General features: G+C 56.7%; 11 protein-coding genes and 2 tRNA genes. 3 read left to right on the top strand and 10 right to left on the bottom strand.

The annotated features are described in order from the left end of the window. Window positions 1-20: 20 nt before the first annotated feature. Window positions 21-1,496, bottom strand: coding sequence for a ketol-acid reductoisomerase (ilvC, locus tag ENTMO_RS0122820; RefSeq protein ID WP_010436674.1), 1,476 nt, complete (start codon window positions 1,494-1,496; stop codon window positions 21-23). A 152-nt stretch (window positions 1,497-1,648) separates the two neighbouring features. On the opposite strand from ilvC, the gene ilvY reads away from it, so the two are divergent. After that, complete coding sequence (gene ilvY, locus ENTMO_RS0122815; RefSeq protein WP_010436673.1) at window positions 1,649-2,539, top strand: HTH-type transcriptional activator IlvY; 891 nt, start codon at window positions 1,649-1,651, stop codon at window positions 2,537-2,539. Between the two features lie 45 nt (window positions 2,540-2,584). Here the strand turns inward: ilvY and ilvA are convergent, their stop codons facing one another. The 6 genes from ilvA to ilvL all read right to left on the bottom strand — a co-directional run bounded on the left by ilvA (window position 2,585) and on the right by ilvL (window position 9,135). Continuing rightward, window positions 2,585-4,129, bottom strand: coding sequence for a threonine ammonia-lyase, biosynthetic (gene ilvA, locus ENTMO_RS0122810; RefSeq protein ID WP_010436672.1), 1,545 nt, complete (start codon window positions 4,127-4,129; stop codon window positions 2,585-2,587). A 2-nt stretch (window positions 4,130-4,131) separates the two neighbouring features. Beyond that, complete coding sequence (gene ilvD, locus ENTMO_RS0122805) at window positions 4,132-5,982, bottom strand: dihydroxy-acid dehydratase (RefSeq protein ID WP_010436671.1); 1,851 nt, start codon at window positions 5,980-5,982, stop codon at window positions 4,132-4,134. Window positions 5,983-6,042: 60 nt separating this feature from the next. Then, a complete protein-coding gene (gene ilvE, locus ENTMO_RS0122800) occupies window positions 6,043-6,972 on the bottom strand; it encodes a branched-chain-amino-acid transaminase (protein ID WP_010436669.1) in 930 nt (309 codons plus the stop codon). Between the two features lie 18 nt (window positions 6,973-6,990). Further along, window positions 6,991-7,254 carry an acetolactate synthase 2 small subunit gene (gene ilvM, locus ENTMO_RS0122795; RefSeq protein WP_006179206.1) on the bottom strand — a complete coding sequence of 88 codons (264 nt, stop codon included), beginning with the start codon at window positions 7,252-7,254 and terminating at the stop codon, window positions 6,991-6,993. Beyond that, window positions 7,251-8,897, bottom strand: coding sequence for an acetolactate synthase 2 catalytic subunit (gene ilvG, locus ENTMO_RS0122790; RefSeq protein ID WP_010436666.1), 1,647 nt, complete (start codon window positions 8,895-8,897; stop codon window positions 7,251-7,253). The genes ilvM and ilvG overlap by 4 nt, the downstream gene beginning before the upstream one ends. A 139-nt stretch (window positions 8,898-9,036) precedes the next feature. Then, on the bottom strand, window positions 9,037-9,135 hold the full coding sequence (gene ilvL, locus ENTMO_RS25585) for an ilv operon leader peptide (RefSeq protein ID WP_001311244.1): 99 nt from the start codon (window positions 9,133-9,135) through the stop codon (window positions 9,037-9,039). A 341-nt stretch (window positions 9,136-9,476) separates the two neighbouring features. On the opposite strand from ilvL, the gene ENTMO_RS0122780 reads away from it, so the two are divergent. After that, a complete protein-coding gene (locus ENTMO_RS0122780; protein ID WP_010436661.1) occupies window positions 9,477-10,997 on the top strand; it encodes a YifB family Mg chelatase-like AAA ATPase in 1,521 nt (506 codons plus the stop codon). A 29-nt stretch (window positions 10,998-11,026) separates the two neighbouring features. On the opposite strand, the gene ENTMO_RS0122775 is transcribed toward ENTMO_RS0122780, so the two are convergent. Further along, on the bottom strand, window positions 11,027-11,365 hold the full coding sequence (locus ENTMO_RS0122775; protein ID WP_008501577.1) for a MaoP family protein: 339 nt from the start codon (window positions 11,363-11,365) through the stop codon (window positions 11,027-11,029). A gap of 118 nt (window positions 11,366-11,483) precedes the next feature. Between ENTMO_RS0122775 and hdfR the strand changes: the two genes are divergently transcribed. Beyond that, window positions 11,484-12,305 (top strand): HTH-type transcriptional regulator HdfR, encoded by an 822-nt coding sequence (gene hdfR, locus ENTMO_RS0122770; protein WP_010436657.1) that lies wholly within the window; start codon window positions 11,484-11,486, stop codon window positions 12,303-12,305. Between the two features lie 97 nt (window positions 12,306-12,402). Here hdfR and ENTMO_RS0122765 read toward each other — a convergent pair. Together ENTMO_RS0122765 and ENTMO_RS0122760 are read right to left on the bottom strand one after the other, a co-directional pair. Further along, window positions 12,403-12,478: transfer RNA gene (locus ENTMO_RS0122765), tRNA-Trp, on the bottom strand. A gap of 53 nt (window positions 12,479-12,531) precedes the next feature. Continuing rightward, window positions 12,532-12,608, bottom strand: a tRNA-Asp gene (locus ENTMO_RS0122760). Between the last annotated feature and the right edge of the window lie 78 nt (window positions 12,609-12,686).

Raw genomic sequence — 12,686 nt, 5'->3', positions numbered from 1 at the left:
CCCCCCCCCGATTCGTCGATTTAGCCTGCTACCGCGATACGCTTCATATCGGTCATGTAGCCGCGCAGTTTCTGGCCCACTTTCTCGATTTCGTGGCTGCGGATCGCGTCGTTTACGTCACGCAGCTGCGCGTTGTCAACCGCACCTTCTGCAATCGCTTTGCCCAGATCGCCTGCCTGCAGAGTGGTCATAAACTCTTTCAGCAGCGGTACACAGGCGTAAGAGAACAGGTAGTTACCGTATTCTGCGGTATCAGAGATAACCACGTTCATTTCATACAGGCGCTTACGGGCGATGGTGTTCGCGATCAGCGGCAGTTCGTGCAGTGATTCATAGTACGCAGACTCTTCGATGATGCCGGAGTCCACCATGGTTTCGAACGCCAGCTCAACGCCTGCTTTCACCATCGCGATCATCAGTACGCCTTTATCGAAGTACTCCTGCTCGCTGATTTTGCCGTCGAACTGTGCAGCGTTTTCAAACGCGGTTTTACCGGTCTCTTCGCGCCAGGTCAGCAGGTTTTTATCGTCGTTCGCCCAGTCCGCCATCATGCCGGAAGAGAATTCGCCGGAGATGATGTCATCCATGTGTTTCTGGAACAGCGGTGCCATGATGGTTTTCAGCTGTTCAGACAGCGCGTAAGCACGCAGTTTTGCCGGGTTGGACAGACGGTCCATCATCAGCGTAATGCCGCCCTGCTTCAGCGCTTCGGTGATGGTTTCCCAGCCGAACTGAATCAGTTTTTCCGCGTAGGACGGGTCGGTGCCTTCTTCCACCAGCTTGTCGAAGCACAGCAGAGAACCGGCCTGCAGCATGCCGCACAGAATGGTCTGCTCGCCCATCAGGTCAGATTTCACTTCAGCAACGAAGGACGATTCCAGAACGCCCGCACGGTGGCCGCCAGTCGCCGCTGCCCATGCCTTGGCAATCGCCATGCCTTCGCCTTTCGGATCGTTTTCCGGGTGAACCGCGATCAGGGTCGGCACGCCGAAGCCACGTTTGTACTCTTCACGGACTTCGGTACCCGGGCACTTCGGTGCCACCATCACTACGGTGATGTCTTTACGGATCTGCTCGCCCACTTCAACGATGTTGAAGCCGTGGGAGTAACCCAGCGCCGCGCCATCTTTCATCAGCGGCTGTACGGAACGCACAACGTCTGAGTGCTGCTTGTCTGGCGTCAGGTTAACCACCAGATCCGCCTGCGGGATCAGCTCTTCGTAGGTACCCACTTTGAAACCGTTTTCGGTCGCTTTACGCCAGGAAGCACGCTTTTCGGCAATCGCTTCTTTACGCAGGGCGTAAGAGATATCCAGCCCGGAGTCACGCATGTTCAGGCCCTGGTTCAGACCCTGCGCGCCACAGCCGACGATGACCACTTTTTTACCCTGAAGGTAGCTCGCGCCATCGGCAAATTCGTCGCGCGCCATAAAGCGGCATTTGCCCAGCTGCGCCAGCTGCTGGCGCAAGTTCAGTGTATTAAAGTAGTTAGCCATGGGTGATACCTCGTGATGTTGTGTGTCTTATTGTTCGGTTCGCGTTTCAGCGAGAATGTACCCACATTACAACAGGAAATTTATTGCGGAAATTGATATATTCACAACGTCACGTTGCAGTTTTTGCAATGTAAAAAGAGGGAGTGGAATCGGTGGATTTACGCGATCTGAAAATGTTCCTGCACCTGGCGGAAAGCCGTCACTTTGGCCGCAGCGCCCGGGCGATGCACGTCAGCCCCTCCACGCTTTCGCGCCAGATCCAGCGCCTTGAGGAAGACCTCGGCCAGCCGCTGTTCGTGCGCGATAACCGCACCGTCACGCTGACGGAAGCCGGTGAAGAACTGCGCGTCTTTGCCCAGCAGACCTTATTGCAGTACCAGCAGCTGCGACACACCATCGACCAGCAAGGGCCGTCGCTTTCCGGCGAGCTGCATATTTTCTGCTCCGTGACCGCCGCCTATAGCCATCTGCCGCCCATTCTCGACCGCTTCCGCGCGGCGCATCCGTCGGTCGAAATTAAGCTCACCACCGGCGATGCCGCCGACGCAATGGAAAAAGTGGTGACGGGCGAAGCGGATCTCGCCATTGCCGGGAAACCCGAAACCCTGCCGGGCGCGGTGGCGTTCTCCATGCTGGAAAATCTGGCGGTGGTGTTGATTGCCCCGGCGCTGCCCTGCCCGGTGCGTAATCAGGTGTCGGTGGAAAAACCGGACTGGTCCACGGTGCCGTTTATCATGGCCGATCAGGGCCCGGTTCGCCGCCGCATTGAGCTGTGGTTCCGTCGTCAGAAGATCAGCAACCCGTCGATATACGCGACGGTCGGCGGCCATGAAGCGATGGTGTCGATGGTGGCGCTGGGCTGCGGCGTGGCGCTGCTGCCGGAAGTGGTGCTGGACAACAGCCCGGAGCCGGTGCGCAATCGCGTGATGATTTTAGAGCGCAGCGACGAGAAAACGCCGTTTGAGCTTGGCGTGTGCGCACAAAAAAAGCGGCTGCATGAGCCGCTTATTGATGCGTTCTGGAAGATATTGCCGAACCACTAAAGCCGGGTGGCGCTGCGCTTACCCGGCCCACACGCAGCTAAACCCTTAGCCCGCGAGGAAGAAGCGGAACGCCGGGTTATGGGTTTCGTCGTGACACTCGTAGCCCAGCTCGTTCAGCCGCGTTTCGAAATCCGGCTCGTGCTCGCCCAGTTCGAACGCCGCCAGCACGCGGCCGTAGTCGGTGCCGTGGCTGCGGTAGTGGAACAAAGAGATGTTCCAGTGTGTTCCAAGAGTATGCAGGAACTTGAGCAGCGCGCCCGGCGATTCCGGGAACTCAAAGCTAAACAGGCGTTCCTTGAGCGGCTTCGATGGACGCCCGCCGACCATGTAGCGCACGTGCAGCTTTGCCATCTCGTCGTCAGAGAGATCGACCACGCTGTAGCCTCCCTCATGCAGCAGGTTGAGGATCTCTTTGCGCTCCTCTACGCCGCGGCTCAGACGCACGCCGACAAAAATGCAGGCGTCTTTGGCATCGGCAAAACGGTAGTTAAACTCCGTCACCGAACGGCCGCCCAGCAGCTGGCAGAACTTCAGGAAGCTGCCCTTCTCTTCCGGAATGGTCACCGCCAGCAGCGCTTCACGCTGTTCGCCCAGCTCACAGCGCTCGGAAACGTAGCGCAGGCCGTGGAAGTTCACGTTTGCACCAGACAGCACGTGCGCCAGCCGCTCTCCGCGAATATTGTGCTGCGCGATGTATTTTTTCATGCCCGCCAGCGCCAGCGCGCCGGAAGGTTCCGCCACCGCACGCACATCCTCGAACAGATCTTTCATCGCCGCGCAGATGGCATCGCTATCGACGGTGATGATGTCGTCGAGATATTCCTGGCACAGGCGGAAGGTTTCATCCCCAATGCGCTTCACCGCCACGCCCTCGGCAAACAGCCCGACGCGCGGCAGGTCTACCGGATGACCCGCATCCAGCGCCGCCTTAAGGCAGGCAGAGTCTTCCGCTTCAACGGCGATGACTTTGATCTGCGGCATCAGCTGTTTGATCAGCACCGCGACGCCCGCAGCCAGGCCACCGCCGCCGACCGGCACAAACACGCGGTCGAGATGGGCATCCTGCTGCAGCAGCTCAAGCGCCAGCGTGCCCTGCCCGGCAATCACCATCGGGTGGTCGAACGGCGGCACCCAGGTGAAACCCTGCTGCTGCGCCAGCTCAATCGCTTTGGCTTTTGCTTCGTCGAAGTTAGCCCCGTGGAGCAGCACTTCACCGCCAAAACCGCGGACCGCATCGACTTTGATGTCTGCGGTAGCGACCGGCATCACGATCAGCGCTTTCAGCCCCAGACGGGCAGACGAGAACGCAACGCCCTGGGCGTGGTTGCCCGCCGAGGCGGTAATCACGCCGCGCGCTTTCTGCTCGTCGGTCAGCCCGGCCATCATCGCGTAGGCGCCGCGCAGCTTGAAGCTGTGCACCGGCTGACGGTCTTCGCGCTTCACCAGAATGACGTTGTCGAGGCGCGAAGAGAGTTTTTCCATTTTCTGCAGGGGCGTGACCTGCACGGCTTCATAGACCGGCGCGCGTAGCACCGCTCTCAGATATTCCGCCCCCTCGGGGGCGGCGGATAAGGGTTGTGACTCGGCCATCATTAGCCCCCAAGTTTAGATTTATCGCGCACCGCGCCTTTATCTGCACTGGTGGCAAGGCTCGCGTAGGCGCGCAGGGCGAAGGAGACTTCGCGCTGGCGGTCTTTCGGCGTCCAGGCTTTGTCGCCGCGCGCTTCCTGCGCTTCACGACGGGCCGCAATTTCCTGATCGCTCAGCTTGAGCTGAATGCCGCGATTCGGAATGTCGATTTCGATAAGATCGCCGTCTTCGATGATCGCAATGTTGCCGCCGCTTGCCGCTTCCGGGGAAACGTGGCCGATGGAGAGGCCGGAGGTGCCGCCGGAGAAACGCCCGTCGGTGATCAGCGCGCAGGCTTTACCGAGCCCCATGGATTTCAGGAAGGTGGTTGGGTAGAGCATCTCCTGCATGCCCGGACCGCCTTTCGGCCCTTCGTAGCGAATGACGACCACGTCGCCTGCCACCACTTTGCCGCCGAGGATAGCGTCTACTGCTTCATCCTGACTTTCGTACACTTTCGCCGGACCGGTAAATTTCAGGATGCTGTCGTCCACGCCTGCGGTTTTCACGATGCAGCCGTTTTCGGCAAAGTTACCGTACAGCACGGCCAGGCCGCCGTCTTTGCTGTAGGCGTGCTCCAGCGAGCGGATACAGCCTTCGGCGCGGTCATCGTCCGGGGGGTCCCAGCGACAGTCCTGGGAGAACGCCTGGGTGGTGCGAATACCGGCAGGGCCCGCGCGGAACATTTTTTTCACCGCGTCGTCTTTGGTCAGCATCACGTCGTACTGGTCCAGCGACTCCGGCAGCGTCAGGCCGAGCACGTTTTTCACTTCACGGTTCATCAGGCCCGCACGATCCAGCTCGCCCAGAATGCCCAGCACGCCGCCCGCGCGGTGTACGTCTTCCATATGATATTTCTGGGTACTCGGCGCGACTTTACACAGCTGCGGCACTTTACGGGACAGCTTATCGATATCGCTCATGGTGAAGTCGATTTCGGCTTCCTGCGCGGCGGCCAGCAGGTGCAGAACGGTGTTGGTGGAACCGCCCATGGCGATATCCAGCGTCATGGCGTTCTCAAACGCGGCTTTGCTGGCGATGTTGCGCGGCAGCGCGCTGGCATCGTCCTGCTCGTAGTAGCGTTTAGTCAATTCAACGATGCGCTTACCGGCGTTAAGGAACAGCTGTTTGCGGTCGGCGTGGGTCGCCAGCAGCGAGCCGTTACCCGGCTGAGAAAGACCCAGCGCTTCGGTCAGGCAGTTCATGGAGTTAGCCGTGAACATACCGGAACAGGAGCCGCAGGTCGGACACGCGGAGCGCTCAACCTGGTCGCTCTGCTCGTCAGAGACTTTCGGGTCCGCGCCCTGGATCATCGCATCGACCAGGTCGAGCTTGATGATTTTGTCGGAGAGCTTGGTTTTCCCCGCTTCCATTGGACCGCCGGAGACGAAGATCACCGGAATATTCAGGCGCAGGGAGGCCATCAGCATCCCCGGGGTGATTTTGTCGCAGTTGGAGATGCAGACCATCGCATCGGCGCAGTGAGCGTTAACCATGTACTCAACCGAGTCGGCGATCAGCTCGCGCGATGGCAGTGAATAGAGCATGCCCCCGTGCCCCATCGCGATACCGTCATCCACCGCAATGGTGTTGAACTCTTTCGCCACGCCGCCGGAGGCTTCGATTTGCTCGGCAACCAGCTTGCCGAGATCGCGCAGGTGCACGTGGCCCGGTACGAACTGGGTGAAGGAGTTCACCACGGCGATAATCGGCTTGCCGAAATCGGCGTCGGTCATTCCGGTGGCGCGCCACAATGCGCGGGCACCCGCCATATTACGGCCGTGGGTGGTGGTGGCTGAACGATACTTAGGCATGCTTTTTTTACTCCCGTCTGACTATTTAATGGGGCGGTGCGTGCCGTCCCAAATTTATACTTAGTGATTAACCTGATCCAACCAGCCGTATTTATCTTCTGTTTCGCCGGTGAAGAGGCCAAAGAACGCTTGCTGAATACGTTTGGTGACCGGGCCACAGCGGCCTTCGCCCACCTGGATACCGTCTACGCTGCGCACCGGCGTGATTTCAGCCGCGGTACCGGACATGAACACTTCATCGGCCAGATACAGGGATTCGCGGGACAGCACCTGCTCGCGCACTTCGATACCCAGATCTTTCGCCAGTTTGATGATGGCGTCACGGGTGATGCCCGGCAGCGCGGACGAGGTGAACGGCGGCGTGAACAGGATGCCGTCTTTTACTTCAAACAGGTTTTCACCCGCGCCTTCAGAGATGTAGCCGTTCACGTCCAGGGCAATGCCTTCCTGATAGCCGTGGCGGCGCGCTTCGCTACCGACCAGCAGAGAAGAAAGGTAGTTGCCGCCCGCTTTCGCGGCTGTCGGGATGGTGTTTGGCGCCACGCGGGTCCAGGAAGAGACCATTGCGTCGATCCCCTGCTCCAGGGCTTCAGCACCCAGGTAGGCACCCCATGGGAACGCGGCAATGATCACATCGGTGTTGTAACCGGCTGGCGGGTTCACGCCCATGCCGACGTCGCCCACGAAGACCAGCGGACGAATATAGGCGCTGGTCAGGTTGTTTTTACGGATCACCTCGCGACAGGCTTCCATCAGCTCATCAACGCTTTGAGAAACCGGGAAACGATAAATTTTGGCTGAGTCATGCAGACGCTGCATGTGTTCGCGGTGGCGGAACACCACTGGTCCTTTGTGAGAGCCGTAGCAACGGATGCCTTCAAACACGGAGGTACCGTAGTGCAGCGCGTGGGACATCACGTGGACCTTCGCGTCCTCCCAGCGAACCATCTCACCGTTGAACCAAATGTAATCAGCTTTTTTTGTCGTCATTTTTTCGTCCTGTCACGCTTAAGCGCGGATTTGTTGTGATGTGGTTGTGCTCTGGCAGATGGCAACATGGGCAACGTCTACCAGTTTTGATAATTGGCTAAACAGTAAGTCGACCGACCGCGGGCTGGCAACGGTTAATTCGATACTGATGTTCTGGGCGTCTGTGGCCGTTTCCATATTCATAGAGCAAATCTGAAAACCACGATGACGCACCACGCGCAAAACGCGCTCTAAGGTTTCCGGGTTGAAGCGAGCCTGTACGGCGACCTGATGCTGCATCATGATAATTTCTCCATCATTTGTGAGTTACTGGCACCAGGCGGTACCAACGGCCAGACGTTCTCGAGTTCGTCGATTGAGACATGAAGCAGGTAAGGCCCATCGCTGTTCAGCATGGTGTCGAGCGCCGCTTCAACCTGATCTTTACGGGTGATGTGCGGGCCAGGGATGCCAAAGGCGCTGGCCAGGGTGAGGAAATCGGGGTTATCGGTGAGAGTCGTTTCGCTGTAACGCTCCTGGAAGAACAGCTGCTGCCACTGGCGAACCATCCCTAAACGCTGGTTGTCGAGCAAGACGATTTTCAGCGGCAACTGCTTACGCTTAACGGTGCCGAGCTCCTGAACGTTCATCATGAAGGAGCCGTCACCGGAGATACAGATAACGGTATCGTTCGGGCGGGCAACCTGCGCGCCAACGGCTGCTGGCAGACCGAAGCCCATCGTCCCTAACCCGCTGGAGGTGATGAAGTTTTCCGGGCGGGTGTAGGTCATGTGCTGCGCGGACCACATCTGGTGCTGGCCTACGTCGGTTGTGACGACGCTGTCAGCCGGTTTACGGTCGGACAGCTGCTTCAACAGCAGCGGCGCGTAGATGGCCTCGCCGGGATGGTCGTAACGCCAGGCGTGCTCGGCGCGCATGTCTGCGGTGTGCTGACGCCACGCGGCGATATCCAGCGGCTGCTGCAGTGCCGGTAACAGCGCGTTGAGATCGCCCTGCAGCGCGACGTGCGCCTGACGCAGCTTGTTCATCTCCGCCGGATCGATATCCATATGGATGACTTTGGCGTTCGGCGCAAAGGTATTCAGCTTGCCGGTGACGCGGTCGTCAAAACGGGCGCCTACGGCGATGAGCAGATGGCACTCCTGCACCGCCAGGTTTGCCGCTTTGGAGCCGTGCATCCCCAGCATGCCCAGATAGTATGGGTAGTTCGCGTCTACGGCACCCAGACCTTTCAACGTGCAGGTCGCTGGCATCTGCGTTGTTGCGATAAATTCGCGCAGGGCTGGAACGGCCTGCGCCATGCCGACGCCGCCGCCGATGTACAACATCGGCTGTTTCGCCTGCGCCAGCATCTGACGGGCCTCTTCAACTTCCGCCTCCGGAAACGCATTGTCGCTTTCAACGGTAGAGAAATGGGGTTCCAGATCGCCAGGTGCCACCTGGATATCTTTCGGGATATCGACCAGAACCGGTCCTGGACGACCGGAGCTTGCCACTTCGAACGCTTCTGCCATTACGCGCGGCAGCTCTTCCAGAGACTGGACGAGGAAGCTGTGTTTGGTGCAGGCCAGCGATAAACCAAGAACGTCGACTTCCTGGAAAGCATCGGTACCGATGAACGGAGACGCCACCTGGCCGGTGATGGCGACAACGGGAACGGAATCCAGCAGGGCATCAGCCAGACCGGTGATTAAGTTAGTTGCGCCTGGGCCTGAAGTGGCCATGCAGACACCGGTTTTGCCCGTGGCACGAGCGTAACCAATGGCCGCCATCGCTGCACCCTGCTCGTGTCGGCACAACAGATGTTCCACGCCGCCGTCATACAGTGCATCGTAAATCGGCATAATTGCGCCACCCGGATAACCAAATACGGTTTCCACTCCCTGCGCGCGCAACGCATGTACAACCCATTGTGCCCCATTCATAGTTAGTTCCCCGTCATAAAACTGGAGAAACAGAATTTTGTGCTAGTCGTCATGCTCTGCTCCTCGTTTACGTTTTTTAGTCATAAAAAAACCCCCGGACCTTTCGGTGCGGGGGTCTTAGTTCGTTAAGGCTTGATTTCTAAGCCTTTCCTCGTCCAAGTGCAGCCCCGCACGGTGGGATAATAATCACCACCACGCTAATCACGACCAGGCTAATCACTCGTAGAAGGGCTGTCATTTTCAGTTCTTTCTGCATCTTGTTCGAAGGAATACCTAAAGAGTTATCACAGAATTCAAAACAAACACAAGATTTATTTATGGCTCACTTGATTAGCCAGCAAATCATATTTCTTAAAATCGTTGTTTTATATGAGGAAAATAGAAAATGAATATTTTTCATTTTTTTACGGCGGACTACAGCGTCGAAATGCGGTTTTTTACGTTCTGCGGGAAGGCTTCCATGATTATGCAATGGTATGAATGCGGCGTGAAAATACCTGAACAAGTGCCGTAAATTCACAAAATGCCGCTAAAAAGACAATACATGCGCTGGCATAGTCACACCAGGAGGTAGTGCAAATGTCACTGTCAGTTGTTTATACGCGTGCGGCTCTCGGGGTGAAGGCACCGCTGATTTCCGTAGAGGTTCATTTGAGTAATGGGCTACCGGGACTCACGCTTGTCGGGCTACCGGAAACGACGGTTAAAGAGGCGAGGGATCGCGTTCGCAGCGCAATAATAAATAGCGGTTATACCTTCCCCGCGAAGAAGATCACCATCAACCTTGCCCCCGCCGATCTACCTAAAGAGGGGGGACGATACGATTTACCTATCGCGATTGCGCTTCTCGCGGCCTCTGAGCAGCTTAATACAACCAGGCTAGGCTCGTACGAGTTCGTGGGCGAACTCGCGCTCACAGGCGCGTTAAGAGGCGTTCCCGGTGCAATATCCGGAGCGCTGGAGGCAATCCGTGCAGGGCGGCAAATCATTGTCGCCAATGAAAATGCATCAGAGGTGAGTCTTATTGCAGAAAAGGGATGCCTTATAGCGGGGCATCTTCAGGAAGTGTGTGCCTGGCTGGAAGGGCGACATGAGCTGTCCGAACCGGAGGAGTGTGACGATGAGGTAACGGATGTACCAGAGGATCTCAGCGAGATTATGGGACAGGAGCAAGGGAAACGGGCGCTGGAGATCACGGCAGCGGGTGGACACAATCTTCTGCTGATTGGCCCACCGGGTACGGGTAAAACCATGCTGGCGAGCAGGTTGAGTGGGTTGCTCCCACCGCTTAATAATCATGAAGCGCTGGAAAGCGCCGCGATATATAGCCTGATCGGTTCTACGTCGCTGCAAAAACAGTGGCGTCGACGTCCTTTTCGTTCCCCGCATCATAGCGCTTCACTGACGGCAATGGTCGGCGGTGGGTCTATTCCGGGGCCGGGTGAGATCTCACTGGCGCACAATGGCATTCTGTTTCTCGATGAGCTGCCTGAATTTGAGCGCCGCGTGCTGGATGCACTGAGGGAACCCATTGAATCCGGCGAAATACATATCTCACGCACGCGTGCCAAAATAAGCTATCCCGCCAGGTTTCAGCTCGTCGCGGCGATGAACCCCAGCCCCACGGGACACTATCAGGGGAATCATAACCGCTGCACGCCAGAGCAGACGCTGCGCTATCTGGGAAAGCTGTCCGGCCCGTTCCTCGATCGTTTCGATTTATCACTGGAAATCCCGCTTCCACCGCCTGGCATACTCAGGCAGACGGGTATACAGAGTGAATGCTCTGCGAATGTTCGCGAGCGGGTTATCGCGGCGCAGGCGCGACAGTATGCTCGTCAGAACAGACTGAATGCGCGGCTGGATAATGCCGGGATCCGACAGTTTTGTTCACTTAACGGTGAGGATGCGGGGTGGCTGGAAGAGACGTTGACGCGGTTTGGGCTGTCCATACGTGCGTGGCAGCGTCTGTTGAAAGTGGCCAGAACCATTGCTGACGTGGAGGGCTGTACTGACATTGAAAGGAAACATTTGCAGGAAGCGCTGAGCTATCGCGCTATTGACCGTTTGCTGCTGCATCTGCAGAAGTTGCTGGCATAAAAAAGGGGCCGTAGCCCCTTCTCACCATCTTAGTCGTCAGACTCGGTGTAGTCTTCTGCACCTTCCATCTGCGGCTTACCGCCAGACAGCGTATGGAAGCGCTTTGGACGCTTAATGCGTGCCATATACTTGATCCATACACGTTCTGCTTCAGACTGCGGCTCACGCTCACCACGGCACACAGAAACAAACTGTTTTTCGTCTTCGGTAGCAGGTTCACGCTTACCCAGATCCAGCTCGTTAAAGGCATAACCATGGCGCTCAAGCAGTTGAGCTTCTTTGATGGTGAAATCGCCGTGACGAGAGAACCCGCGCGGATAATGTTTATTGTCGAAAAAACGATTAGTCGTCGTAAAGCTTTCCGCCATCCTACACGCTCCTAATTCTTTGGCCGAGCTATTTATGGCGCGGAGTATTAGTTACGCTTGACAGAGTGTAAAACAAAACATTTAAATCATAACGACAAATAATTTTGTGGAGAAAGATGTGGATACGGAATTGCTAAAAACTTTCCTTGAAGTGAGCAGAACGCGTCACTTCGGGCGAGCCGCTGAAGCCCTTTACCTGACGCAGTCAGCAGTCAGTTTTCGTGTTCGACAGCTGGAAAATCAACTGGGTGTGAATCTTTTTACCCGCCATCGCAACAATATCCGCCTCACGCCTGCCGGTGAAAAACTGCTTCCGTATGCGGAGACATTGATGAACACCTGGCAAGCGGCGCGTAAAGAGGTTGCGCATACCTCAAGACACAATGAATTCTCGATTGGTGCCAGCGCATCCCTGTGGGAATGCATGCTCAGTCAATGGTTGAGCCGGTTGTATCATTCACACGGGCATCTGCAATTTGAGGCCAGAATTGCGCAACGTCAGTCGCTGGTTAAGCAACTCCATGAGCGCCAACTGGATCTTCTGATCACGACCGAAGCCCCCAAGATGGACGAATTTAGCAGCCAGATCGTAGGGCAGTTTGGTCTTGCGCTTTATGCGTCTGAGCCGTCAATGATGAAAGCCGATCTGAGTTATCTGCGTCTGGAATGGGGCCCGGATTTTCAGCAACATGAGTCTGGGTTGATTGCCAGCGATGATGTTCCCCAGTTAACAACAAGCTCTGCGGAGATTGCCTGCCAGCAGCTGCCTTTATTAAAGGGCTGCACCTGGCTACCTACTCGCTGGGCAGACAGCAGACCGGGTCTGCATACCGTCGCAGATTCCACGACGCTCTCCAGACCGTTATATGCTATTTGGCTGCAGAACAGCGATAAGCAGTCGCAGATTAAAGATCTTCTAAAAATCAATATCATGGACTAACGCAAAAAGCCTGCAGAGATGCAGGCTTCTTATTAGAAGAGGTGTTTGTCGTATTACAGGCAAAAAAAAATCCTTTGCCGAAGCAAAGGATTCTATATGGCAGGGGCGGAGAGACTCGAACTCGCGACACCCGGTTTTGGAGACCGGTGCTCTACCAACTGAGCTACGCCCCTAAAGTTTCTTACCATCAAGCCTGCCTAAAAGGCAGGCTTGATGTCTTAATAAGTGGCGGAACGGACGGGACTCGAACCCGCGACCCCCTGCGTGACAGGCAGGTATTCTAACCGACTGAACTACCGCTCCACCGAAGACTGCTTGTAACCACCGGATTAATGCACCGGCTTACTACTTAATTTGATGCCTGGCAGTTCCCTACTCTCA

The sequence above is a fragment of the Enterobacter mori LMG 25706 genome (genome assembly GCF_000211415.1).
In the GTDB taxonomy this organism is placed as follows: domain Bacteria; phylum Pseudomonadota; class Gammaproteobacteria; order Enterobacterales; family Enterobacteriaceae; genus Enterobacter; species Enterobacter mori.
The sequence above is the reverse complement of the archived record's forward strand: the minus strand, read 5'-3'. Positions and strand labels throughout refer to the sequence as shown.